The sequence below is a fragment of the Paenibacillus sp. LjRoot153 genome (assembly GCF_964253085.1).
Lineage (GTDB): Bacteria > Bacillota > Bacilli > Paenibacillales > NBRC-103111 > Paenibacillus_E.
The window spans coordinates 1667501-1692500 of sequence record NZ_CAXUQH020000001.1 but is presented as its reverse complement, the minus strand read 5'-3'; the positions used below and the strand labels follow the sequence as shown (position 1 = coordinate 1692500).

The 25000-nt window shown below is 46.2% G+C and carries 22 protein-coding genes, 8 tRNA genes and 2 rRNA genes (1 of these 32 only partly in view); 5 read left to right on the top strand and 27 right to left on the bottom strand.

Going from position 1 to position 25000, the window contains the following annotated elements; translation table 11 throughout:
- Positions 1 to 129 precede the first annotated feature (129 nt).
- The gene (locus tag ACSQ8P_RS07370) at positions 130 to 999 is read right to left on the bottom strand and encodes a nucleotidyltransferase-like protein (protein ID WP_056620596.1); all 870 of its coding nucleotides are present in this window, start codon (positions 997 to 999) and stop codon (positions 130 to 132) included.
- A gap of 124 nt (positions 1000 to 1123) precedes the next feature.
- Between ACSQ8P_RS07370 and ACSQ8P_RS07365 the strand changes: the two genes are divergently transcribed.
- Positions 1124 to 1528 carry a YgzB family protein gene (locus tag ACSQ8P_RS07365; protein WP_436234601.1) on the top strand — a complete coding sequence of 135 codons (405 nt, stop codon included), beginning with the start codon at positions 1124 to 1126 and terminating at the stop codon, positions 1526 to 1528.
- Between the two features lie 68 nt (positions 1529 to 1596).
- On the opposite strand, the gene ACSQ8P_RS07360 is transcribed toward ACSQ8P_RS07365, so the two are convergent.
- The 8 genes from ACSQ8P_RS07360 to ACSQ8P_RS07325 all read right to left on the bottom strand — a co-directional run bounded on the left by ACSQ8P_RS07360 (position 1597) and on the right by ACSQ8P_RS07325 (position 9304).
- On the bottom strand, positions 1597 to 3300 hold the full coding sequence (locus ACSQ8P_RS07360; protein ID WP_436234600.1) for a glycosyl hydrolase family 18 protein: 1704 nt from the start codon (positions 3298 to 3300) through the stop codon (positions 1597 to 1599).
- 127 nt (positions 3301 to 3427) lie between these two features.
- Complete coding sequence (gene perR / locus ACSQ8P_RS07355) at positions 3428 to 3862, bottom strand: peroxide-responsive transcriptional repressor PerR (RefSeq protein ID WP_056620600.1); 435 nt, start codon at positions 3860 to 3862, stop codon at positions 3428 to 3430.
- Between the two features lie 318 nt (positions 3863 to 4180).
- Positions 4181 to 4888 (bottom strand): MgtC/SapB family protein, encoded by a 708-nt coding sequence (locus ACSQ8P_RS07350; protein ID WP_436234599.1) that lies wholly within the window; start codon positions 4886 to 4888, stop codon positions 4181 to 4183.
- A gap of 74 nt (positions 4889 to 4962) precedes the next feature.
- Complete coding sequence (locus tag ACSQ8P_RS07345; protein ID WP_436234598.1) at positions 4963 to 5454, bottom strand: GNAT family N-acetyltransferase; 492 nt, start codon at positions 5452 to 5454, stop codon at positions 4963 to 4965.
- 73 nt (positions 5455 to 5527) lie between these two features.
- A complete protein-coding gene (gene gatB, locus ACSQ8P_RS07340; protein ID WP_436234597.1) occupies positions 5528 to 6976 on the bottom strand; it encodes an Asp-tRNA(Asn)/Glu-tRNA(Gln) amidotransferase subunit GatB in 1449 nt (482 codons plus the stop codon).
- Positions 6977 to 7012: 36 nt separating this feature from the next.
- The gene (gene gatA / locus ACSQ8P_RS07335) at positions 7013 to 8470 is read right to left on the bottom strand and encodes an Asp-tRNA(Asn)/Glu-tRNA(Gln) amidotransferase subunit GatA (RefSeq protein WP_436234596.1); all 1458 of its coding nucleotides are present in this window, start codon (positions 8468 to 8470) and stop codon (positions 7013 to 7015) included.
- Between the two features lie 27 nt (positions 8471 to 8497).
- Positions 8498 to 8785, bottom strand: coding sequence for an Asp-tRNA(Asn)/Glu-tRNA(Gln) amidotransferase subunit GatC (gatC, locus tag ACSQ8P_RS07330; protein WP_057314225.1), 288 nt, complete (start codon positions 8783 to 8785; stop codon positions 8498 to 8500).
- A 138-nt stretch (positions 8786 to 8923) separates the two neighbouring features.
- Positions 8924 to 9304 carry an ATPase gene (locus ACSQ8P_RS07325; RefSeq protein ID WP_171636363.1) on the bottom strand — a complete coding sequence of 127 codons (381 nt, stop codon included), beginning with the start codon at positions 9302 to 9304 and terminating at the stop codon, positions 8924 to 8926.
- A 185-nt stretch (positions 9305 to 9489) separates the two neighbouring features.
- On the opposite strand from ACSQ8P_RS07325, the gene ACSQ8P_RS07320 reads away from it, so the two are divergent.
- A complete protein-coding gene (locus tag ACSQ8P_RS07320) occupies positions 9490 to 10929 on the top strand; it encodes an MATE family efflux transporter (RefSeq protein WP_436234595.1) in 1440 nt (479 codons plus the stop codon).
- 73 nt (positions 10930 to 11002) lie between these two features.
- Here ACSQ8P_RS07320 and ACSQ8P_RS07315 read toward each other — a convergent pair whose 3' ends face one another.
- From ACSQ8P_RS07315 to tkt, 3 genes are read right to left on the bottom strand one after another with little or no spacing between them, the layout of a single operon-like run.
- Positions 11003 to 11494 (bottom strand): YhcH/YjgK/YiaL family protein, encoded by a 492-nt coding sequence (locus tag ACSQ8P_RS07315; RefSeq protein WP_436234594.1) that lies wholly within the window; start codon positions 11492 to 11494, stop codon positions 11003 to 11005.
- A 53-nt stretch (positions 11495 to 11547) separates the two neighbouring features.
- The gene (fsa, locus tag ACSQ8P_RS07310) at positions 11548 to 12204 is read right to left on the bottom strand and encodes a fructose-6-phosphate aldolase (protein WP_436234593.1); all 657 of its coding nucleotides are present in this window, start codon (positions 12202 to 12204) and stop codon (positions 11548 to 11550) included.
- 34 nt (positions 12205 to 12238) lie between these two features.
- Positions 12239 to 14266 (bottom strand): transketolase, encoded by a 2028-nt coding sequence (gene tkt / locus ACSQ8P_RS07305; RefSeq protein ID WP_436234592.1) that lies wholly within the window; start codon positions 14264 to 14266, stop codon positions 12239 to 12241.
- A gap of 114 nt (positions 14267 to 14380) precedes the next feature.
- On the opposite strand from tkt, the gene ACSQ8P_RS07300 reads away from it, so the two are divergent.
- A complete protein-coding gene (locus tag ACSQ8P_RS07300) occupies positions 14381 to 15274 on the top strand; it encodes a LysR family transcriptional regulator (RefSeq protein WP_436234591.1) in 894 nt (297 codons plus the stop codon).
- 43 nt (positions 15275 to 15317) lie between these two features.
- Here ACSQ8P_RS07300 and ACSQ8P_RS07295 read toward each other — a convergent pair whose 3' ends face one another.
- The 3 genes from ACSQ8P_RS07295 to ACSQ8P_RS07285 are packed head-to-tail and all read right to left on the bottom strand — an operon-like array spanning position 15318 to position 18132.
- Entirely contained in the window at positions 15318 to 16331 is a 1014-nt protein-coding gene (locus ACSQ8P_RS07295; RefSeq protein ID WP_436234590.1) for a zinc-binding alcohol dehydrogenase family protein, read from the bottom strand.
- A 29-nt stretch (positions 16332 to 16360) separates the two neighbouring features.
- Positions 16361 to 17305, bottom strand: a complete 945-nt coding sequence (locus ACSQ8P_RS07290) for an aldo/keto reductase (protein ID WP_436234589.1) — start codon at positions 17303 to 17305, stop codon at positions 16361 to 16363.
- Complete coding sequence (locus ACSQ8P_RS07285; protein ID WP_436234588.1) at positions 17302 to 18132, bottom strand: amidohydrolase family protein; 831 nt, start codon at positions 18130 to 18132, stop codon at positions 17302 to 17304. The genes ACSQ8P_RS07290 and ACSQ8P_RS07285 overlap by 4 nt, the downstream gene beginning before the upstream one ends.
- Before the next feature lie 148 nt (positions 18133 to 18280).
- Here ACSQ8P_RS07285 and ACSQ8P_RS07280 point away from each other — a divergent pair, with 148 nt between their 5' ends.
- Positions 18281 to 19150 (top strand): helix-turn-helix domain-containing protein, encoded by an 870-nt coding sequence (locus ACSQ8P_RS07280; protein WP_436234587.1) that lies wholly within the window; start codon positions 18281 to 18283, stop codon positions 19148 to 19150.
- Here the strand turns inward: ACSQ8P_RS07280 and ACSQ8P_RS07275 are convergent.
- Positions 19147 to 20445: a (Fe-S)-binding protein gene (locus tag ACSQ8P_RS07275; protein WP_436239473.1), complete on the bottom strand. Its 1299-nt coding sequence runs from the start codon at positions 20443 to 20445 to the stop codon at positions 19147 to 19149. The two genes, ACSQ8P_RS07280 and ACSQ8P_RS07275, sit on opposite strands and share 4 nt — an antisense overlap.
- Positions 20446 to 20476: 31 nt before the next feature.
- Positions 20477 to 21892, bottom strand: a complete 1416-nt coding sequence (locus tag ACSQ8P_RS07270; protein WP_436234586.1) for an FAD-linked oxidase C-terminal domain-containing protein — start codon at positions 21890 to 21892, stop codon at positions 20477 to 20479.
- Positions 21893 to 22051: 159 nt separating this feature from the next.
- On the opposite strand from ACSQ8P_RS07270, the gene ACSQ8P_RS07265 reads away from it, so the two are divergent.
- A complete protein-coding gene (locus ACSQ8P_RS07265) occupies positions 22052 to 22759 on the top strand; it encodes a FadR/GntR family transcriptional regulator (protein WP_436234585.1) in 708 nt (235 codons plus the stop codon).
- A gap of 58 nt (positions 22760 to 22817) precedes the next feature.
- On the opposite strand, the gene ACSQ8P_RS07260 is transcribed toward ACSQ8P_RS07265, so the two are convergent.
- The 10 genes from ACSQ8P_RS07260 to ACSQ8P_RS07215 all read right to left on the bottom strand — a co-directional run.
- Positions 22818 to 22896, bottom strand: a tRNA-Leu gene (locus tag ACSQ8P_RS07260).
- Between the two features lie 6 nt (positions 22897 to 22902).
- Positions 22903 to 22982, bottom strand: a tRNA-Leu gene (locus tag ACSQ8P_RS07255).
- 62 nt (positions 22983 to 23044) lie between these two features.
- Positions 23045 to 23117: transfer RNA gene (locus ACSQ8P_RS07250), tRNA-His, on the bottom strand.
- Positions 23118 to 23151: 34 nt separating this feature from the next.
- A tRNA-Thr gene (locus ACSQ8P_RS07245) sits at positions 23152 to 23227 on the bottom strand.
- Positions 23228 to 23244: 17 nt separating this feature from the next.
- A tRNA-Phe gene (locus ACSQ8P_RS07240) sits at positions 23245 to 23320 on the bottom strand.
- A 42-nt stretch (positions 23321 to 23362) separates the two neighbouring features.
- A tRNA-Asp gene (locus ACSQ8P_RS07235) sits at positions 23363 to 23439 on the bottom strand.
- 16 nt (positions 23440 to 23455) lie between these two features.
- Positions 23456 to 23531: transfer RNA gene (locus ACSQ8P_RS07230), tRNA-Val, on the bottom strand.
- Positions 23532 to 23606: 75 nt separating this feature from the next.
- Positions 23607 to 23681 (bottom strand) — tRNA-Glu (locus tag ACSQ8P_RS07225).
- Between the two features lie 48 nt (positions 23682 to 23729).
- Positions 23730 to 23846: ribosomal RNA gene (gene rrf, locus ACSQ8P_RS07220) — 5S ribosomal RNA — on the bottom strand.
- Between the two features lie 71 nt (positions 23847 to 23917).
- Positions 23918 to 25000, bottom strand: a 23S ribosomal RNA gene (locus ACSQ8P_RS07215); it runs 1832 nt beyond the window's last position.

Here is a 25000-nt window from a genome sequence, read left to right as displayed (position 1 = left end):
GGCTTCAAATGCGTTACCGTTTTTAGCGGCGAGAGTTAATTTATCATAGAATCGCAATCAAAGTCAAGCATTAAAATAAGAATAAAAAAAGAACCAGGAAAACACCTGATTCTTAAAGGTTTAAACGCGTTATACGCTCGTATACCTCAACTCAATTTCTGAAGTTTGCTCATCAATGATTACAGCAACTTCTTTGATTAAACCTTTTTTGACTAGTTTATTGAGCAAAAGAGGAAGCTCTGACTTGATTTCAACTAACTGCGAATGTTGTTGGAGTTCATCCGAGCTTAGCGGATGCTCGCTGTCCCTGAGAATTTGAATAAATGCCTCACAGCAGTGCTCCATTTTGGACATAACCGAAAATTCGCAAGCAAGTAGAACAAGTTGGACCCGCTGCTTCAAAGTCTCCTTACTCATTGTTAGCTCTTCATAAAGCTTATAAACTCCAGGATTAATCGCTCGAATCTGTCTCCAAACCGTAATTTCAGGGTGATAGCCATCTTCCACAATGACAATCCGTGCCCAATGGTGGAGCGCTTCGAGAATGTTGTTGTAAGCATCTAGAATATGATCGTCGAGAATGTATTCCTTACTTTGCAAATATTTACGCAGAAAATGTGAAAATTCAATTAGCAGCTTATGCTCGCGCAAGTCTCCAGGAAACTCAAGTATTCGATGGCGCAGGCCTTCTAAATAAGTGTTCTGATCCAGAAGTATCTCCCCTTTTAACAGCCAGTGAAGAATATTGCGATTAACGCCATGTCGAATCCATTGCTCTATGGAAGTAGGATCAGTCCATCTTTCTTGTATCCTTGAATCGTCTCTTATATAATTAGTCGTATGATTGTTCAGTCTCAGGTCGTTCGTTACTATTAAAAGTAGCGTATCAAAACCATCTGTCAGTGAGGGAAGTTGCTTAGGATTGTCTACCGCCATGACGCTAATGATTCTAGGGTCATTCCGGAACTTAAGCAATAACTGCTCTTTATTAATTCCCATGGGTGTCCAAAGCTCCTGTCTCCAATTGTTTCTTACTTATTTCTACAAGGGTGAACGGGTTTCCTGCTGATTTCTGTGACAATTCATACAAAACATGTGCTAGAAGAATTGGGGGGAACACACAGTGCGATTTAGATCAAGTAAAGTAAATGAATTCCGCTTATGGGGGCTGGTCATGACCATGGGTGGGATGCTGCTTATGATTATAGGACTTGCTGGCGTCGTTTTCGATTGGGGACAAGCAGGTCGAGTAATTGCCGTCATCTTCATGATTATTGGTATGATTAGTGTATTGGTGAGTATGGGGATTTATTTCTGGGCGGGCATGCTTTCAACATCTGCAACTGTCATCGATTGTCCGGAATGTGGTAGAAGAACGAAAATGCTGGGCAAAACAGATCGTTGCATGTTTTGTAAAACGATTCTAACGATTGATCCACAATATGAGCCAGTTGGTGAAAATGAAACGGCGGCTGGACAAACGGCTCACTTTGAGCCAAGTCGAGAACATGAGCATAAGCCACACTAAAATAAAGAAAGCCGAGCCCATTTCCTGGGTTCGGCTTTCTTCTCATTTTAAGATAAGTGCGGGTCACATCATGGTTGTACTGTAGGTAAAGTATCCTTCGTCACTTCCCAGATTACAGGCTTCTCAAAGCCTCTTCTCCAAGAAGCCACACCAGCTAGATTATATTTTTCGACCAAAGCTAACCTAGCTTTAATTGATACCTCGTCTTCAAGCCAGATGCGAATCAACTTGCTACCGTCTTTGTATTCCACGTAGTTTTGACCTGTATCTGCTAAAAATGTAGGAGTCAGCTTCTTCTCCTTAATGATGGTTTGCGCGGCTTCCATGGTTAACGTTTTGGATGTTGCGGTTAATTTGCCGTTCTTCGTTTCTTCGGTCCACTGTCGCGTATAGAATGGCACGCCGAGGACAAGCTTAGATGGCGGTACTTTATCCGTTGTAAGAAGCGCTGTAACGGACCTCTCAACCCATGGCAAGGAAGATACCGAACCAGACTTCGGACTCGTGGCCCAGTACTCGTCATAGGCCATCAACATCATGTAATCGACGACTTCGGCTAAAGCTGGGCGATCATAGAACATAGACCACATTTCATTGGTTGATTTAGGAGTTACATCAATCGAAACTGACAAGCCCATCTCATGCATGAAGGGAGTCATTTCTCGCACGAATTGAACGAGGTTCTCTTTATCCTTGAGATAGACATTTTCAAAATCGATATTGATACCCTGCAGCTTGTAGGTTTGGGCAAAGCCAAGTAGTTGTTTAATCATTTTCATACGTAGATCATAGCTGGCTAGTACCTTATTCGTGCGATCCGCATCGAAGCCATTACTAAATAACGCCCATACTTGATAGTTGCGGTCATGCGCCCATTTGACATAAGAGGCATCTGCTAAGTTGCTAATGCGTCCCTCACTATCTGCGACAGAGAACCAAGTTGGGCTTATGACCTGTAGACCAGGCATCTCACCGATCTTAGATGTGTCTGGGTTCTTCGAAATGACATGTTCCCAGGTCATATTTAACTTACCGGTAATAGGCTTCCAAGGCACGTATGTGGATGCTGACTGCTCTTGCAGCGGTATCGTTTCCTCATGATCCTCCGTGATTTCACTCTTGCGAACGAAGCCAATCGGGCCGCTCTCTAGCTGCACTTTGTACCAATCTTCTTCCGTTTCGATTATCATGACCTGTTCTTTCACAGCAATCGTCGCGATAATCGGTGCTTTTATTGTAGCGTCCGTACGCAATGGCGTCTCTTTCTTCCCTGTGTGTTTCCCCCACTTGATAACATCGCCTTGTTTAAACAGCAAGACTGCACCTGACTTTGCTGATTCCCTTATTTCAAATGCATACAGCTGTTTCAGAGGTTCAATAGGTAAGTAGATGGTATCTTCCTTCTTCTCGACTGGAAAGGATAAGGAAATAGGTTTTTCATTCATGAGTGCTGAAAGCTCCGTCGTCTTCATTCGCATCACTTTATCCTTGGTGGTTATAATGACAGAATCACTGCTTTTTTCATATATAATGGCCGGATCTATCCATTTCAGAACGAAATCAAGCGGAAGCTTCAGACCTTCCTTCTCTCCAATTGCACTCGATTTAAAATAATTGCCTTCATAAAAAATCGGCTTCGTCAGCTCATGGAAATCTGGCTCAACATGTGTTCGATTGGGTGCCAGCTGTTGGATAAGAAATGTTCCCGCGCCTGCCGCGAACATCCCTAAACACAATGCACTAATCAGAATTACTTTTTTGGATGATTTCAACACTTCACTTCCTTATGTGCAATTGGTTATAGAAAAGAGAAAAAACGTGTCGGCTCTTCAAAAAAGAAGGGCTGGACACGTTTCATTATACAACAGGACAACACATAATGAGGAATTTTGCGTATAGTTAATGCTTGGTAGTAACCGTACAATCCGGGCACACACCATAAATCTCTAATCGATAACCGCCAACTTGGAATCCTGTATGCAGCGCTGCTGTTGTCTCGATGTCTGACAGTGGAGGGTATTCAAAATCAGAAATTTTCCCGCATACCTCACAAACCGCATGATAATGATCTGTCATATCCGCATCAAAACGACTCGAGCTGTCCCCATATGTTAATTCGCGAACAAGTCCCGATTCGATAAATACTTTAAGATTATTGTAAACAGTCGCAACGCTCATGTTAGGAAATTTCGATTCTAACGATTTGTAAATATCATCCGCTGTCGGATGAGTCATGGAATCCAGCAAAAAGGAAAGAATTGCATACCGCTGGGGCGTCATCCGAACACCTGTTGTTTTCAACTTTGCTAACGCCTGTTCTAAATGTGCTGCCATGGTACTCACCACCTGATTTAGTCATTAATACTTTACATTATATTGTACGTGTGTTCTTCGACTTTTGTCAATGATGGTAATGCTAATCATCGCTTAGAGCTTATTTATTTTTGCTTGCATCCAAAACGAACATAGCAACACCCACAAGAATCAGAAAATCACGATACTTGTCCGGAAGCCGAAAAAGCAATTCCTGCATTCGCATCAGTCTGACCCTGACGGATCTCTTCAATTAATTGTTCATCCGTCAAATTGTCCATGCTAGCTCCCCCTTCCCATGCGTCCAATAGTTTAGACGCTCACCAGACGATAACCCCTTCAATTTTTACTATTTTCGATAGCCACACCAGTGACCCCTTGAATTTGATTGGTTTCTTCGAGCACTAAGCCAATAATAGATGGCTTCGGTATTGTAACATGAAACGTAATTTGAACATGATTAGACTTACTGCCATCTTCTGATTCTTCTAGTTTAATTTGCTTAATATCTATCTTACGTTTACCTAGTATTGTAGTAATTAATCCTAAAGTACCTGGTTGATCAATCGCTTGTATTTTTAGAACACGTACTTTTTTCCCATTGAAATACTTATGCTCTACTTTATTTAGAATCCATAAGGATATTAAAACCATGAAGCAAGCTAAGACTGCCGGGTAATAAAAACCCGCTCCAATCGCAAGACCAATTCCCGCAACGACCCATAGTGATGCTGCCGTCGTTAGTCCCGTAATCGATCTTCCATTGAACATAATCGTCCCCGCACCTAGAAAACCAATCCCACTGATGACCTGAGCCGCTAAACGGGATGGATCGATACGCACATTAACTTCATTCACAAACGCGCTAAAACCGTACATCGAAAGCAGCATCACAAGCGCTGAGCCGACACATACCAGAATGTGCGTGCGGAGCCCTGCTGCATGGGAGCTAACCTCTCGTTCAAACCCAATTAAGCCACCAAGCAAAAGCGCTAATACTAGTCTAATTGTGATATGTAGCTGATCAATTACCCAAGGATTCTCCATTTTGTAAACGCTCCCTTTTTACTTCAAGTCAAAGACTTTTTCAAGTAGAAACTGAATGAATACTAGATTTGGCGCTAGTGGCCTGTAGCAGGACGCTCGAATGTTGTCAGACTAACTCCAGGAGGAACAGTAAAGACACGTTTTAGGATAAAACCATACCCCTCATAGAGACGTATTGCCGGCAAATTCGCAGTCCCAGTAGACACGATAAATCGAGCAGCTCCAGCAAGCTCTTGTTCTTTCATTATATGCTGTAAAAGGGAGCTAGCAATCCCCCTACGAAAAAAATTGGGATGAACCATCATTCGACAAATCGTCACAATACAGCCTTCACGTTCAAATGAAATGGCGCCTGCGAGTGACCGTCCCTCATTATCATCAACAAAGAAACCATAAAAGGTTTCCTTCGCTTCGCGTATAGACTGAATCCCATCCTTCAAAGGAGGAATATCATCAAAACCGATCAGTTCAGCTTCGACACGGTAGGAAGCAATTTGAAGCGCAAGCAGGGTCAAGATTTCTTCATTCGTTTGGAGAGGTAGTTGCTGGATAGACAGTGGAATCACTCCTGTATTGGAAATTGAAAAAAGTGGTGCCCTACTAAGAGGATCACCACTTTTAACTTATCAATTTAACTTATCATTTGCTGTTCAGGCACTCCACAATTAATTTATTGACGAGGCCTGGATTCGCTTTACCTTTGGTTTCTTTCATTACTTGTCCAACAAGGAAGCCTACGGCTTTTTCCTTACCAGCTTTGAAATCTGCAACGGATTGCGGACTTTTCTCGACAACTTGCTCGACAACTGCTTTGATAGCACCTTCGTCACTGATTTGAACAAGACCTTGCTCTTCAACGATCTTCTGCGGCTCTTTACCGGTTTCGATCATTTCCTTAAACACAGTTTTGGCAATCTTATTGGAAATCGTGCCTTTCTCGATTAAACCAATCATTTCGCCCAGTCCTTTACCTGTGACTTTGGCATCGGTAAATTCAAGGGAGTTGGCATTCAGATAACCTAGTAAGTCACCCATGATCCAGTTCGAGACTGCCTTGGCATCTTGAGTATACTTCAAGCTTTCTTCAAAGAAGTCAGCCATTTGCATGGAAGCTGTGATGACAGCTGCATCATAGTTAGGCAAGCCGTACTCGCTGCTATATCTTGCTTTACGTGCATCTGGCAACTCAGGAATCGAAGCTTGAACACGTGCTTTCCAAGCATCATCAATGTAAAGGCTAACCAGATCCGGATCTGGGAAATAGCGATAATCGTGTGCATCTTCTTTACCGCGCATTGCGAGAGTTCTACCTTGCGTTTCATCCCAACGGCGAGTTTCTTGAATGACTTCTTCCCCGCTTCTGAGAATCTCCGCTTGGCGGTATTCTTCATACTCAAGTCCACGCTGTACGCCACGGAAGGAATTCATGTTCTTAAGTTCGGCACGTGTACCGAATTTCTCTTGCCCGAACGGCCGGATGGAAATGTTCGCGTCACAACGAAGCGAGCCTTCCTCCATTTTCACATCGGACACATCACAGTAGATCATGATCGCTCTAATTTTCTCGAGGTAAGCACGAGCCTCCTCAGGTGAGCGCAGATCAGGTTCGGATACGATTTCGATCAACGGCGTCCCTGCACGATTTAAGTCAACGAGGGAAGCATAGCCGCCATCTATATGCGTCAGCTTACCTGCATCCTCTTCAAGGTGGACACGCGTGACTCCGATCCGTTTGGTAACTCCGCCAACTTCGATATCAACCCAGCCGTGCTCCCCGATAGGTTTATCATATTGCGAAGTTTGATAAGCATCGGGTGAGTCTGGGTAAAAGTAATTTTTGCGGTCAAATTTACTGTCCGTTGCTATTGTGCAATTAAGGGCCATGGCTGCTTTCATCGCGTACTCGACCGCTTGGCGGTTAAGGACTGGCAGGACGCCTGGATGACCTAAACATACCGGACAAGTATTCGTATTCGGAGGTGCTCCGAATGAGGTTGCACAACTACAAAATATTTTGGAAGCGGTATGAAGCTCTACGTGAACTTCAAGACCGACTACGGTTTCAAATTGGATATCTGTTGCCGACAAAGTGAATGCCTCCTTCGTTACTCTTGAACTAATAACTTACAATTGCGGGCGCTGCTTGTGGTGGTCTGTGTGCTGTTCGAAAGCGTGGGCTACACGCAAAACGGTAGCTTCGTCCAATGCTTTGCCGATAATTTGCAAGCCAACCGGAAGTTCATTCACGAATCCGCATGGTACGCTAATTGCAGGAATACCTGCCAAACTGACCGGGATGGTCATGATATCATTCAAATACATCGTGAGTGGATCGCTGCTTTGCTCGCCGATTTTGAATGCTGTCGTTGGTGCCGTTGGCCCGATGATGATGTCATAGCTGTTAAACACTTGATCAAAGTCTTGCTTGATCAATGTGCGAACTTGTTGGGCTTTCAGGTAATACGCATCATAGTAGCCTGAGCTAAGTGCGTAGGTGCCAAGCATAATCCGGCGCTTGACCTCAGGACCAAAACCTTCACTGCGGGATAGATTATAAAGATCCAACAAGTTGCGTGCATTATCTGAACGAACACCATAACGGATGCCGTCAAAACGTGCCAAGTTGGAAGAAGCTTCGGAGGAAGCCAGTAAGTAATAGGTTGCTACGGCATACTCGGAATGTGGGAGCGTTACTTCTTCCCATACAGCGCCAAGACCTTCAAGCACTTTGAGCGCTTCAAGAATTTTCTCTTTTACAGCTGGGTCAATTCCTTTACCCATGTATTCTTTGGGTACTCCAATGCGCAGTCCTTTGACGTCACCCGTCAATGCGCTAAGGTAGTTCGGGATCTCCACATTCGTAGAAGTGGAGTCTTTCGGGTCGTAACCTGCGATGGCTTGCATCGCGTACGCAGCATCTTCTACGTTTTTCGTAAGCGGACCGATTTGGTCCAGGGAGGACGCGAAAGCGACCAAACCATAGCGGGACACGAGCCCGTACGTCGGCTTCAGACCGACGATACCGCAGTAAGCAGCCGGTTGGCGAATCGAGCCGCCGGTGTCGGAGCCTAGCGCGAAGTATACTTCGCCTGCTGCAACTGCAGCTGCGGAGCCTCCGCTGGAGCCGCCTGGCACATAATCCGTGTTCCACGGATTGTGGGTTGGGTGGAACGCGGAGTTCTCGTTGGAACCGCCCATCGCGAACTCATCCATGTTGAGTTTCCCGATGGTAACCGCTTGTGCTTCTTTGAGCTTGCTTACAACAGTCGCATCATAAATCGGAATATGATTGGATAAGAATTTGCTTGCGCAGGTTGTTTTCAAACCTTCTGTTACCATGTTGTCTTTGATCCCGATTGGCAAACCGAATAAATCACTCCGTGCAGCATTACTTAAAAGCTGCTCGTCCAACTTAGAAGCCGTCTGACGTGCATTCTCTTCATCTAATGTAAGGAAAGCGCGAACTTTGCTCTCCACTTGTCCAATTCTTGTATAGGATTGATCCACAAGATCCGAAACCTTGATTTCTTTGTTTTGCAGTTTCGCGTGGATTTGTTGTAGGTTTAATTCAAACAAAGACAACGACAGGCACTCCCTTTCATCTCTAACTTATTCTAAAACAGCAGGAACCTTGAACTGCCCATCCTCATGATCCGGCGCGTTCAGCATTACTTTTTCAATTGGTAAAGACGGCTTTGCAACATCCTCACGCATCACATTTACTAATGGCATGGCATGGCTAGTTGGTACAACACCATCGGTGTTTAATTGATTGAGCTGCTCGGCATATTTTAAAATCGCATTAAGCTGATCTGTAAATAGATCTTTTTCGGTATCATTGAGATCGAGTCTAGCCAGCTTGGCGACATGATCGACATCTTTCTTCGTTATGCTCACGTATTCTGCACCCCTTGTATCAGCATTTAGTCATTCTTTTCATTATATCCCAGATATTTTGTGAACTCAATCCAGAATAAGGATTAAGGGTACTGTATGAAAAAAGCGGCGGTGCATTTCCACCGACGCTCTCTATTATTAAATCCAAGCTTTCAGCCCGATTTGCTTGATAAATTCTTCACGGGACTGTACTTCCTTGTCCCTTTCCTTCTCTGGCTCAGTGGCGGACTCACCATTCATAATTTTACGGAACAAGGCTTCGTTGTTCGTTGCGAGAGCATAATCTATTAAAGCTTCTCTCTCAACTTGCTCCGCCTCTTGCTGTAAAAGCACTTCTTCAAGCTCGATATCCGTTGCAGTCACATAGTAATGTTTGTTTTCCTTTGGGACACGCACGACATAGTCAAAAATGTTATCGTTATTTCGGTCATACGCAATTAGATAGCCATATCCGCCAATAGGCAGATTCTGTTCTAAACGATCAGCAATGAAGATAATTTTCTCGCCAAGACGAAGCATCTGCTTTCCCCCTACCTATATATAACGCTCAAATGAGTCTATGAATGCATGGAATACGTTCTATTGCCTATCGTACTAAAAAAACTAGATTGTGTCCAATTGACATACATCCACTTATTCGATTGCCAATCTGGGATTAGATTACTCCGCAAAATTTCAGTAACAAGCATGAAACTGCTATAGTAATGAGAAAACTATTCTATCAAGCAAGTGAATTTACGGAGGAAATTATGACGGAGTCATCATCATCTCAAAAAGCTCGCCCTTCATTGACAGAGGGACCGATTACGAAGACATTGATCTTATTTTCACTCCCCATACTGTTAGGGAACGTTCTACAATCCTTGAACGGGTCGATCAATACAATTTGGATCGGGAAATATCTAGGTGAAGTCGCCCTTGCAGCAACATCGAATGCGAACATTATCATGTTCTTCTTAATTAGCTCCATCTTTGGGATTGCCATGGCTGCCGTCATTCTAATCGGTCAAAATCTCGGTGCTAAGAAAGTTCAAGAGGCCAAAAAAGTAGTCGGAACAAGCACAGTCTTCTTCCTCGTTTTATCCATAATCGTCGCCTTACTGGGATGGATCTTCTCCTCCACAATCCTAGACTGGATGAATACCCCGCCTGATGTCAAAGAGTTTGCAGTGACGTATACGCGAATTATGTTCGCAGGTGTTCCATTCATGTTTGGCTATAATTTAATCATGGCTATTTTGCGTGGCTCGGGGGATGCGAAAACCCCGTTCTACTTCTTGCTTTTATCAGCCGTCCTCGATGTCGTACTCAACCCTTTGCTCATTCAAGGGATAGGGCCATTCCCGAAAATGGGTATTGCCGGTTCTGCCGTAGCTACTTTTATCGCGCAACTGGTAAGCTTCGTACTTCTCATTGCTTACTTGTATAAGAAGAAGTACTTCCTACGCATCACCAAAGCGGATATTCCCTTACTGCGTATTAATTGGACAATTATTCGTACACTGATTCAAAAAGGGCTGCCGATGGGCTTAAACATGGTCGTCGTTTCTCTAAGCAATTTAATGCTGGTCCATCTCGTAAATGCTTATGGTTCCGAATCCACCGCAGCTTTCGGTGTGGCGATGCAAATATCAAGTTACGTACAAATGCCTGCAATGGCTATTGGTGGAGCTGTAACCTCGATGGCCGCTCAAAATATTGGGGCTGGTAAATGGGATCGCGTTAACCGAATTACCTGGACCGGTGTCGGCGTTAATATCTTGATGACTGGACTGATTGTTGCCATTTTGCATCTGTTCAATCGAGAAGTCGTCTCGTTCTTCCTGCCTCCAGAAGGAAAAGCGATTGATATAGGCGTTCATATTAACAATATTACGCTTTGGTCTTTCATTATTTTCGGCGTCTTCAATGTCGTTGCTGGTGTCGTTCGATCTGCGGGATCTGTGGTGTTCCCTCTTATCGTCGCATTCATCGCTTTGCTACTCGTTCGCATCCCTCTTGCCACTGTGCTATCGCACAAGTATGGCTTCGATGTGATTTGGTGGAGCTTTCCTGTCAGCTTCAGTGTCGCTGCCACGTTGAACCTGCTTTACTACCGCTTCGGAAAATGGAAGCAAGCTCGAATGATGGCTAGTCAAACTTAAGCAAAAGCTTAAACAAAACCAAAACAAAAAAAGTCTGCCTAGCCAATTAAATTGGCTTGAGCAGACTTTTTTACTAAAGATGCAGCAGATCCTTATGAATTTTGATCACAATTTTCTTATTCGTCGTTGATTCTGTAATGAGGCAATTAGGCCGATGAATATCTGATGGGAAGCATACAGCAAACATACCAGGTTTGAGCAAAATATCCGTTTCAGGCAACGCATGTTGGGATTCGTAGAAGGCGATATCATGTGACTCAAACTTGTTATCCACGATGATTGCCTCATCCGTCAGCTTGTAGAAGCATAAGCGCTCCTCCCCGCTCACCAGAAACTGAATATCCGTATACACAACGTGCGACTCAGGCATTTGTTCTTCCCTTGGACGCGTCACGGATTCTTGCACATTGGCATACATCAAATGACCATTATCACCTTCCAAATCATACCGTCCTACCTCTAGCTCTCCCAAATTCCGATTTAAAATGTAGTCGATACCTCGGGCTACAGCCGCAGGCCATAAATGCCGTTCTTGCTCAAAATGCTTCACATCACTGATAATCATCGCTATTTTCTCCTTTTAAAAAGACCCGCCCCTTCGGGCGAGTCATCTCTTGTTTAGAACTTTTCTTGATTAGCGCCTTCCCAATCAGCAAGGAACTTCTCAATGCCCGCATCTGTCAGCGGGTGTTTACTCATTGATTCTATCACTTTATAAGGGACCGTCGCAATATGTGATCCTGCAAGCGCTGCTTCAATGACATGAGCAGAGTGACGTACACTCGCAGAAATAATTTCGGATTTGATGCCGTGTACTTGGAAAATCTGGCTAATTTCTTTGATTAGGTTCATACCAACTTGGTTGATATCATCCAAACGCCCGATAAACGGAGATACATACGTTGCACCCGCACGAGCAGCTAGCAAAGCTTGTGTTGAGCTAAAAATCAACGTTACATTCGTTGGAATGCCAAGTGATCTGAACACGCTAGTTGCTTGCAAACCGTCCAATGTCATTGGCAGCTTGATAACAACATTCGGGCTTAATGCCGCAAGCTTCTTACCTTGCTCAATCATTTCTTCAGCTTTCAAGGAAACAACCTCAGCACTGATCGGAACATCACCAACGATAGAGATGATTTCTTTCACTGTTTCAAAAAAGTCTCTTCCTTCTTTAGCAATCAATGAAGGGTTTGTAGTTACACCAGCAACTACACCTAACGCGTGCGCTTTACGAATTTCTTCTACATTGGCTGTGTCGATAAACAATTTCATCCTGTATCCCTACCTTTTCTCCCGCTATGGGTGCTTATTGGAAATACTTCTGTCTGATTTGCCCAACGATTGCTTCTGCGGTAAAGCCATATTCACGAATTACGCGATCTGCTTTCGCTGATGCTCCGAATTTACGGATGCCGACAACGAAACCTTCTTGTCCCGTAATTTCTTCCCATCCAGCCGGATACGCCATTTCCATCACAACATTTTTACGCACTTGAGGCAAAATAATTGCATTCCGTACCTCTTCTGGCTGCTGCTCGAACAATTCACGGCTTGGCATGGAAATAACACGAGCTCCTATTCCATCTTGCGCCAACTGTTTCTTCACGTCAAGTGCTAAGCTCACTTCTGAGCCTGTCGCGATGAGTTGCAGATCAGGTGTTTCGCCAGAGGCAACATCAGACAGAACATATGCTCCTTGGTGTATATGATCAAAAGCAAGAGTGTCCGTGCCTGGAAGTACTGGCAAGTTTTGACGCGATAATGCGAATACGAACGGGCCTTCCTTCGCTTGAAGAACATACTCCCAAGCAGCGGCTGTTTCATTCGCGTCCGCAGGACGGAACAACGTCAGATCCGGAATCATCCGCAGGGAAGGGATCTGTTCAATCGGCTGATGCGTCGGACCATCTTCACCAACAGCGATACTATCATGCGTGAATACGTACGCAACTGGGATCTTCATCAACGCGGAAAGGCGAATCGCACCGCGCAAGTAATCGCTGAACACGAGGAATGTGCCGCCGAAAGCGCGCAGTCCACCGTGAAGCAGCATGCCGTTCAGTGCTGCGCCCATGGCGAATTCCCGGACGCCGAACCAGAAGTTGCGTCCGCTGTAATCTGCTGCGCTGAATGCCGCAGCATCGCCGATCATGGTGAAGTTGGAGCTCGCTAGGTCAGCAGAGCCGCCTACTAGATGAGGTACCCGCTTCGCCAAGCCGTTAATCACTTTGCCAGATGCGGTACGCGTCGAGATGGCGCCGCTTTCTGGGGTGTAGCGCGGCACATCGGCGTTCCAATCCGCCGGAAGGTCGCCGCTGTTCGCGAGCTCGAACTGCTTCGCGAGCTCGGGGTAAGCAGCCTGGTAGCTGTTCCACAGCTGCTCCCAGGCTGCTTCTGTTTGAGCCCCCACCTGCTTGTGGTGGGCGAAGTGGGTGTAAACCTCAGCCGGGACGTAGAAGTCCGGCTCAAGGGGCCAGCCCAGAGCTTGCTTCGTCAGAAGCAGCTCGTCTTTGCCTAGCGGCGAGCCATGCGTGCCGCCATGGCCGCCTTTGCCGGCTTTGTTCGGCGAGCCGAAGCCGATGGTTGTTTTGATCTCAATCAGCGTCGGGCGATTGAGATCAGCCTTGCCCTCTGCGATCGCCGCAGATATGGCGTCGACGTTGTTCTGCTCTTCCACGCGGAGGTATTGCCAACCGTAGGACTCGAAACGCATCTTAACGTTCTCGGAGAACGACATGTTCAAGTCACCATCGAGAGAAATATCATTGGAATCGTAGAGCACAACAAGTTTACCTAATTTGAGATGACCAGCTAGGGAAGCCGCTTCAGAGGAAACACCTTCCATCAAGTCGCCGTCACCACAAATCGCATAGGTGAAATGGTCAACGACTGGGAAATTCGGTTTATTATATACGGAAGCTTGATGCGCTTCAGCCATCGCCATACCCACAGCCATGGCAACACCTTGACCAAGCGGCCCCGTCGTAGCTTCTACTCCAGCTGTGTGACCGTACTCCGGATGCCCAGGTGTGCGGCTTCCCCATTGACGGAATTCCTTGATATCGTCCAACGTGACATCATAGCCGCTAAGGTGCAATAGGCTGTAAAGCAGCATAGAGCCGTGCCCTGCAGACAAGACGAAACGATCACGATCCGCCCACTTCGGGCTAACCGGATTGTGTTTCAAGTGACGTGTCCAGAGCGCATATGCCATCGGTGCTGCACCCATCGGCATACCAGGATGACCCATTGCCGCTTTCTCAACAGCGTCAATTGTAAGCGTTCTAATCGCATTAATGCTTAATTCTTCGATTCCAACCGTTGTTCCATTCAATGAGATACGCCTCCATCTATATGGTTGTTTTTATTACTTTATCTCTTTATTATAAGAGGAGATGGTGCATTCAAATAATTGATAGTTTCGATACTCGCTATAGAAGGTGTCTATATGGTTAATTTCGAGTTGTATAAAGTATTTTATTTAACAGCGAAATCCGGAAGCCTGTCCAAAGCAGCAAAAGAGCTGTATATCACTCAGCCCAGTGTCTCACACTCCATCAAATTATTGGAGGAAAGTCTAGGGCTTCCTTTGTTTGCTCGTACGTCTAAAGGCGTTGATCTAACCAAAGAGGGCGCAATCCTCTACTCCTATATTGAACAAGCCTACAACTTCATTTCCCTAGCGGAGGAAAAGCTCAGTGAGCTGCGAAATTTCTCTAGCGGAGAAATCAAAATCGGAGGTAGTGATTCCTTATGCAAGCACTATTTGCTTCCCTTTCTGGAATCGTTTCACGTCCAGTATCCGCATATCCAGATTAATCTGGTGCATGGGACGACACCGGAGATTGTGAAAAATTTAAAAGAAGGCAAGATCGACATCGGTATTGTGAGAACACCTATTCATGATGATCACCTTCAGGTACGTGAGGGTATCACCATTCAGGACTGTTTCGTTACGGGACCCAAGTACCGCGAATTGTCCGAGGGTAAGGTTACGTTGGCGGAACTTCTTGCCTATCCAATAATCTTATTTTCGAGTAATAGCTCCTCCAGGAAATTCGTCACCCGTTTGTTCAGTGATAATGGCTTGCTTCTGGAGCCGGAGATCGAACTAGGTAGTGTAGATTTGTTGATTGAATTTGCGAAGATTGGCTTCGGGGTTTCCTTCGTTACGAAAGAGTTTGTCGCCAGGGAATTAGCAGAGGGTAGCTTATTTGAGGTCAATCTCGAGGCGTCGATCCCCTCAACCAAAATAGGGATTATCACATTGAAGAACATGCCGCTCTCGACTGCTGCTGCTGCATTTGTAGCTGAGTTGGAGAATCCGGAAGGAATAGGGTAGCCATATAAAAACACACTCAGCTTCCACCGAGTGTGTCCACATTTTACAAACAGACCATCGCCTTAATTACCTTTGACTCCGGTTTCAGCCATGCTTCGAAGTGTTCCACCATTTCCTCGAAGGAAGCACGGTGCGTGATATATCGCTCCATGTCGATGCTTCCCGTCTTTAATGCACTTCGCACCGTATCAAAATCCTCCATGGTCGCATTACGGCTCCCCAGTAACGTCAGTTCCCTCTTGTGGAAATCGGGATCATGAAAGGCTATATCGGCCTTCACGAGTCCGACATACACAAGTTTGCCGCCATGAGCGACAAGACCGAATGCGTCCGTCATCGATCTGGCATTCCCTGTTGCGTCGAAGACGACGGTAGGAAATTCGCCATTCGTCAGCTCAGCAAGCTTTTCCTTCGGAAGCTGGAGTGCATTCACGGTATGATCGACGCCTGCCCAGTCCCGGCAAAATGCTAATCGCTCCTCATTAATATCCATCGCAATGACATTAGCGCCAAGCTGCTTCGCCAAAATCATCACCCCAAGTCCAATCGGACCAGCCCCAATCACTAACGCCGTTTCCCCTGATCTCAGCTCTGATCTTCGCACCGCATGTGCACCAATGCTAAGCGGTTCTAACATTGCAGCTTGATCAAGGGTTAGTCCATCAGCTTTGATCAGATGACTCACTGGGAGAGCTAGACGCTCTACCATGCCTCCATCAATATGAACACCAAGTACTTTCATGTCTGTGCAGCAGTTTGTTTTGCCATTGCGGCAGGCAATACATTGCCCACAATGCATGTAGGGAACGACGCTTACAAGATCACCAATTGCCAGATCTGTCACTCCCTCACCAATTTCTTCTACATACCCCGCTAGCTCATGCCCTAGAATACGTGGATAGCTAAAGAATGGCTGATTCCCTTTAAACGCATGTAAATCCGTTCCACATATACCAATACGCTGAATGCGAACAAGCGCTTCTCTTTCACCTACGATTGGTTCCTCTACCTCGACATACTTTAATTGCTCAATTTTTTCACAGACAATCGCTTTCATGTTTGCCCTCCTCCTGCTCTCGAACATTCTTACACAACCGTTTTTTCGTTATATTCGGGTCTCCCACTCATCCATGATCGATTATGTATGGGCTCTAATATCTCTAATACCTCTTGCAGAAGCTCAGTGTCCATAGGCTCTTCTGTCCATAGGATGTTTTTGCGGATGTTATCCGGATTGGCCGTACTCACCAAGGTTGTAGGAATCCGCTCATTTGCCGTCGCATACTGAATGGCAAGTTTTGCGATGTCAGTTCCTTTCATCGCACAATGTTCAGCGGCTAGCTTGCATAATCGCTGGATCTCAGCAGAAGCTGGATGCCACTGCGCTGCAGGCCTCGTGCTCAACAGGCCCATCGCTAGCGGTGAAGCATTCACTAACCCAACACCATGCTGCTCCAGTAATGGCACCACATCCAGTAAGGATGTATCATTCAGCGCATAGTGACAGTAAGATAGTACAGAGTCCAATTCCTTGTGCGCCAGCGCCTTCTCAAATACAGACATCGGTAACCCAGATACTCCGAAATAACGGATTTTACCGGATTGCTTCAATTCATCCAAAGCCGGGAAGGCCCCTTCGATAATCTCCTGAAATGGTGCAAATTCAATATCATGCAAATACAAAATATCAATATAGTCCGTTTGGAGCCGCTCTAAGCTCTCATCCACACTTCGAATAATCCGCTCTTTGGAGAAATCGAACTCCTCTGCACCATATCTTCCGGCCTTGGTCGTTAAAATAAAGCGATTTCGATCCAGCTGCGCAATGGCTTTACCTAGCACTGTCTCGGCTTTCGTTAATCCATAATACGGAGAAACATCGATTAAATTAATGCCCATATCTACTGCGGTGTGAACCGTTCGAATGCTTTCATCCACATTGGTTTCACGGAAAACTGATCCAAGCGATGATGCTCCGAAGCTCAGCACTGAGACATCGAGGCCAGTTTTCCCTAATTTGCGATATCTCATAATTTATAGAACTCCTTTGCATTTAGACCGAATAAGCGAGCTTCATCCTTTTTCGACCAGCTATTTGGCAAGGATTGATTCACGATACCGACAACGTCCACATAATCAGCCGCGAGTAGACAGACTGGCCAATCACTTCCGAACATTACACGCTCCGTTCCGAAAACCTCCAAAATGTGCTGGACATACACCGTAAAATCTTCCGGCTTCCAATCCGAATGGCTGGCTTCGGTCACCATACCTGATACCTTACAATATAGATTGGGGTGCTTCGCAATCGCCGTCATATGGCTTTTCCAGGGTTCAATCCTACCATCGGCAATCGACGGCTTCGCAATATGATCAATGACCGCGCGCAAACCTGGCACCAATTCCAATAGCTCGATGACAGCTTCTAATTGATGAGCGAGGATAAGCAAGTCAACGGGTACATCTTCCTTAGCGAAATATCGCAAGGCGTCGACAAAATGTGGTTGAAGAATCACACGCTCATCTGGCATTTCCTGAATCATGACCCGAAAACCTACATAGTTCGGATGCTGACTGCATTTTCTATAATGAATAAGATAATCAGGATCGTCCAAATCAAGCCAGCCCACAACACCGGCAATCGAATCCGTAGTTTCACTTAAAGCAAGTAAATAATCAGTTTCTTCTAAAGTTGGCGCGGCTTGAACCACAATGGTCTTATCCAGGTTGAATTGTTGGAGATGTGGAACCAAGTCATTTGGCAAATAATCACGATTCAACACACGCAACTCTGGTGTAATCCATCCATAATCCCCTCGGTCGATCTTCCAATAATGCTGATGTGCATCGATGCGCATGGCGATTCTCCTTTTTCTTCACACCTCATATGATATCGCTTTCTTTCATTTTATCATTATTTTTTCGTTATGAAATATGGATATCTAGCATAACTATACGGTTTTTTGATATTATTGAACTACCTTGCAGAAGAAGAGAGTGATTATTGTGGATCCTATTCGTAAAGTTTTCGATAATCCTGACGCCTTCCCCCTGTCTTTTGCCTATAAAAACACAAAAAGCTCGCTAAGCGAGCTTCCTGACCATTTTCATGACTGGTATGAAATTGTATATGTGTATCGGGGGCGTGGCACCTTTTTTATCGATCATACCTTTTATGAGATGAAACAAGGCGATCTCTTTCTTATTCCCGGGAATACGATCCATCGGGCGACACCAGATAAAGAGTCCCCCGTGACGTCCACTGCGATTTACTTCTCTCCAAGTATCGTACAGTTGCCATCGCTTGGTGAGAACTTCTCCTATTTACAAAGTTTTGAGCAAGCCGCGACACTTCGTAATTATAAGTTCGAAATGCGGTTACCACAGAGTCAGCGCCTAGAATTACTTCTAGAAGAAATTGAGAACGAATTTAAGCATCCAACCATTGGTCAACGCCAATCCGTCCTTCTTCATTTGCTTCAATTACTGCTAACTATCCAGCGTGAAATGACCACTGACATCAAGTCGCCTAAATTGGACACCCTTGTCGGCCCTATTTGGATGCGAGAAATCATACTCTATATTGATCAGCATTTCTGTGAAGATATCGGACTTCAAACACTCTCGAAAAAAGCTTCCGTCACGCCAGCTCATTTCAGCAGAGTATTTAAACAGTTCATTGGCATGAACATCAGTACCTATCTCATCACCAAGCGAATCATCCGTGCCAAACAACTGCTTCAAGAAAGTGATGCTAGTGTCGGTACAATCGCGGACCAATGCGGCTTTGAGAGTTTACCCCATTTTCATGCGATGTTCAAAAGAGTGCTTGGCATTACGCCAGCGGCGGCTCGGAAATCCTACCGATTAATTTAAGATTGCTTCACTAATCGATCGTAGAGGAAGTCCGCAATATGAACAGCTTCCATATGACCGGTTTGCCCATGTTTATCAATACCTAACTTCATTTGTAGTAAGCATCCTGGATTGCTAGTGACCACGTAGGACGCTGTTGTTGCATTCACATTTTCCATCTTATGTTCCAGGATTTGATTGGCCATGTCAGGCTGGGTCATGTTATAAATACCGGCGGAACCACAGCATGAGCCTGAATCCTTCATTTCAATATAGGCGGTGTTACTGACCCTTTGCAGTAGTTGCTTCGTTGGTTGGCTGCCCTTCATCACATTGCGAAGATGGCAGGACTCCTGGTACGTAACACGTGTTGGACCTTGTGAAGACAGCGGATCAGTAAAACGAAGAGGTCGACCTTTCTCCACAAGAATCGAACTGATATCCTTTACACGCTTGGCAAACCAAGTTGAGTCTTCCTTCCACTTTTCCTCTTCATGAAGCAGATGATCGTACTCCACAAGAATCGCCCCACAGCCTCCTGCATTCGAAACGATATAATCGACGCCAGCCTCTTTGAAAGCGCGGATATTACTTTTCGCCAATTGCTTCGCTTGATCACTTTCACCGCTATGTGCATGAAGAGCCCCGCAGCAGTTCTGCGATTCAGGAATGACGACATCGAAACCAGCCTCGGTCAAAAGCTTCACCGTACTCATATTCGTTTCAGTGAATAAGACGTCCATCAAACATCCACGGAACATCCCCACAGTACCGAGCTTTTTGCCTTTTGCCGGAATAAAAGTGCCAAGCCGCTCAACTATCCCTTTACCTGAAGCGTCCGGAAGTATTTTCTCCATAGTAGCCATATGCTTCGAGAATAGACCGACTACACCGGTTTTTCTAACTAACTTTTGGATACCTGACATTTTATAAAAATGAAGCCCTGTCCCGAGCAGCTGCATCCTCTGTTGGGATGGAAATAGCTCTTTGAATACGAGCTTGCGCACACCCTTTACCCACCATCTATGCTGGGTCGTATGCACTTCAATGGCATCACGCGCCTGTTCGATTAATTGACCGTATTTCACATCTGCTGGGCAGGCAGGCTCACATGCGCGGCAACCCAAGCAATGGTTCATCTGATCTTCAAAGCGTATCCCTGGCTCCATAAGGCCATCCACTGCTGCTTTCATCAGAGAAATACGGCCTCGTGGCGATTCAGCCTCGATTCCCGTTTCTTTAAATGTTGGACAAGCTGGCAGGCAGAACCCGCAACGCATGCAATTGGTTAATTGGTCGTAGTCCAGTTTCTGCATTAACGTTTCCTGAAGTGTTGCTCCTTGGCTCTTAGACACGATCAATCACCACCCTGCGTCTGGATTCTTTTGCAAACATTTTTCCGGGATTTAGAATATGGTTCGGGTCGAACCCTTCCTTAATCCCTTTCATCATTGCAATCCCGCTGCTTCCTACTTTCCATTCCAGGAATGGCGCTTTCACTAACCCAACACCATGTTCACCAGTAATTGTTCCGCCTAATCGAATCGCTGCCTCAAAAATCTCTTCAAATGCCGCTTCCACACGGTGAACTTCATCATGATCTCTCGCGTCTGTTGTTGCGGTAGGGTGTAGATTGCCGTCCCCTGCATGACCGAACGTGCAGATTTGAACATCATGCTTGGTAGCTATTCGATTGATTTCAAGAACCATCTCCGCAATTTTCGAGCGAGGCACAGTGGCATCCTCAAGTATCGTCGTCGGACGTAAGCGAGCAAGAGCAGTAAACGCACTGCGTCTTGCTGTTAGCAGCTTCAGCGCTTCCTCTTGTGTGCTCGCAATGCTTACTTCATCCGCCTGTTCTTCTCTACATATTTCTGAGATTCGAGCGATGTCGCGTTCAACCATTTCTGGTTCCCCATCCTGTTCAATGAGAAGAATAGCAGCCATATCCAGCGGCAGTCCCAACTTGGCAAAATCATCCACAACCCGTATTGTTGGGTTATCCATGAATTCCAGGGTTGCTGGAATAATGCGGTTTTCGATGATTTTGGAAACGGTGCGCGCCGCGCCGTATAAGTCCTTGTACATCGCAAGCATCGTTTTCTTCGCCTTCGGAGGCGGAATGAGCTTGAGCGTTGCTTCCGTAATGACGGCAAGCGTACCCTCGGAGCCTACCAGCAGCTTCGTCAAATCATAGCCAGCCACATCCTTCATCAGCTTACCGCCGGTACGCATGATTTCACCTGATGCAAGGACACATTCGAGTCCGATCACATAGTCTTTGGTCGTGCCGTATTTTAAGCCACGAAGTCCACCGGAGCACTCCGCGATATTACCTCCAATAGTGGAAATCGCCATCGAACTTGGGTCTGGTGGATAAAATAAGCCTAGTCCCTCGATATGCTCGATGAATTGCTTCGTAATGATCCCTGGTTGCACAGTGGCTGTCAGATTCTGAAGATCGATATCTAGGATTGCATTCATGCGATGCATGACCATGACGATCCCACCTTGTACAGGCACTGTACCTCCGCACAAATTCGTACCTGACCCCCTGCTGATCAATGGGATTCTGTGCTCATTCAGCACCTTCATAATCGCAGAAACCTGCTCAGTGTCTTTGGGATAAATCACGCCGTCCGGCAAGGATTGAAGCATTGGCGTCCCGTCATACGAATGGGTAACCAGTGATTCCATATCATCTTTATAAAAGGCTTCGCCTACAATGGCCTGTAATTGTTGTCTAACTTGATTGTCGAGCATGAAGAATCCTCCCTTTGAACGCTTACTTAGTATGCTACATTACTTAATAATTCTTAATGTTTTCACAAGTGATCATGTGATCAGATGACTTTCCTTCTATTTTAGCTTATGATGTAATAGATGTATAGAACTTTATCTACGATTTTCAGGGGGATACTCATGGTTTTTCAGCAAATCCGACCCCAAAAGGGCTCGGAAATCGTGCTTCAACATATTAAAGCTCAAATTGAGGGAGGAACTTATGCTCCCGGTTCCAAGCTGCCTACAGTGGTAGATCTTGCTGCCAGCTTCCAAGTTGGCAGATCTACGATCAGAGAAGCACTAAGCGGGCTAAAAGCTATGGGGTGGGTTGATATTCGACATGGCGGAGGCACTTATGTCGTTACGTCATTACCAACGGAGTCGAGTAGTCTCTTTGACCACAGTGAGACACTTCAGGAAGTGCAGGAGGTTCGCAGATTCATCGAGGCAGGTTGTGCAACCTTAGCGGCTAGCCGCCGTACTGAACAGCATTTGACAGTACTTCATGACATCCTACGTGAAATGGAAGCCTCACTTGGAAATGAGGAAAAAAGCGAACATGCAGACATTCGCTTTCATATGGAGATCGCTAAGGCCTCAGAGAATACTCTCTTCATAGGGATGATGGAATCCTTGACGGAGCGATTACAACAGAGCATGAAGGCTTCGCGCCGTCTGTGGTTTTTTGCAGAGCGTGCTTCGGCCGAACAGCTTCTGCAGGAACATCGCGATATTGTTGATGCAATCGCCGCTCAAGATGAGCAGCTTGCTGCAGAGAGAATGTCACAGCATATTGCGAAAGTTGATCAGGTGATTCAACAATTAGCACAGAAAAACAAAGAATAGCTTATGAACAACAAAAAAAGCCTTACAAAGTAAGGCTTTTCGTGTATGTTGCTTTTGATACCGGCAAGAGGACTCGAACCTCCACCCTTTCGGACTCGATTTTGAGTCGAGCGCGTCTGCCATTCCGCCATGCCGGCATTTACTGCGCGTAGAGGGACTTGAACCCCCACGGTCACCCGCTAGATCCTAAGTCTAGTGCGTCTGCCAATTCCGCCATACGCGCATGTTGTCAATCAGGCAAATGATGAAGTTGCTAGCCGAAGCTGACTTCACTGTGAATTAATGGGCGGACGACGGGACTTGAACCCGCGAATGCCGGATCCACAAACCGGTGCGTTAACCCCTTCGCCACGACCGCCATAAAACTATTTCTTACTATACCATAATTGGTATGGTGCCGTCGAGAGGACTTGAACCCCCAACCTACTGATTACAAGTCAGTTGCTCTACCAGTTGAGCTACAACGGCATATTCATTTGAGAAAATGGTGGCTTTGGACGGAATCGAACCGCCGACACGAGGATTTTCAGTCCTCTGCTCTACCGACTGAGCTACAAAGCCATGTCATAATAACAATCTTAACTTTACTGTTTGAAGAAAAAGTGGCGGAGCTGACGGGATTCGAACCCGCGGTCTCCTGCGTGACAGGCAGGCATGTTAGGCCACTACACCACAGCTCCATGCTAAATTCTTATATGGTGAACGCTGACGGGATCGAACCGCCGACCCCTACCCTGTCAAGGTAGTGCTCTCCCAGCTGAGCTAAGCGTTCATACATGTAATTCGGGGCCCACGCAAAGTAATCGGAATAAGCTTCGTCAGCAATACGTCACTTTGTGGGGATTAATGGTGACCCGTAGGGGACTCGAACCCCTGTTACCTCCGTGAAAGGGAGGTGTCTTAACCACTTGACCAACGGGCCTTACTCGATGCCAGAGGTCTGGCAAAAAAAATACCCCAAAGGGTAACTGCTTGGCAACGTTCTACTCTCCCAGAACCCTGCGGTTCAAGTACCATCGACGCTGGAGGGCTTAACGGTCGTGTTCGAGATGGGAACGCGTGGGTCCCCTCCGCCATCATCACCAAACAGTCAAAGCGTTTGTTTGCGCCTTGAAAACTAGATACGAAACTTCACGTAAAGTACTATACTTAGGAATTTTGGTTAAGCCCTCGACCGATTAGTATTCGTCAGCTGCATACGTTGCCGCACTTCCACCTCGAACCTATCAACCTCGTCGTCTACAAGGGGTCTTACATACTGGGAAATCTCATCTTGAGGGGGGCTTCGCGCTTAGATGCTTTCAGCGCTTATCCCCTCCGTACATAGCTACCCAGCGATGCCTCTGGCGAGACAACTGGTACACCAGCGGTACGTCCATCCCGGTCCTCTCGTACTAAGGACAGCTCCTCTCAAATTTCCTACGCCCGCGACAGATAGGGACCGAACTGTCTCACGACGTTCTGAACCCAGCTCGCGTACCGCTTTAATGGGCGAACAGCCCAACCCTTGGGACCTACTTCAGCCCCAGGATGCGATGAGCCGACATCGAGGTGCCAAACCTCCCCGTCGATGTGGACTCTTGGGGGAGATAAGCCTGTTATCCCCAGGGTAGCTTTTATCCGTTGAGCGATGGCCCTTCCATTCGGTACCACCGGATCACTAAGTCCGACTTTCGTCCCTGCTCGACTTGTAGGTCTCGCAGTCAAGCTCCCTTATGCCTTTGCACTCTGCGAATGATTTCCAACCATTCTGAGGGAACCTTTAAACGCCTCCGTTACATTTTAGGAGGCGACCGCCCCAGTCAAACTGCCCACCTGACACTGTCCCCATACCGGATCACGGTACTAGGTTAGAACTCCGATACGATCAGGGTGGTATCCCAACGGCGCCTCCACCCAAGCTGGCGCTCAGGCTTCAAAGGCTCCCACCTATCCTGTACAGATCGTACCAAAGTCCAATATCAAGCTGCAGTAAAGCTCCATGGGGTCTTTCCGTCTTGTCGCGGGTAACCTGCATCTTCACAGGTATTAAAATTTCACCGGATCTCTCGTTGAGACAGCGCCCAAGTCGTTACGCCATTCGTGCGGGTCAGAATTTACCTGACAAGGAATTTCGCTACCTTAGGACCGTTATAGTTACGGCCGCCGTTTACTGGGGCTTCAATTCATAGCTTCGGGTTGCCCCTAACCACTCCTCTTAACCTTCCAGCACCGGGCAGGCGTCAGCCCGTATACTTCGCC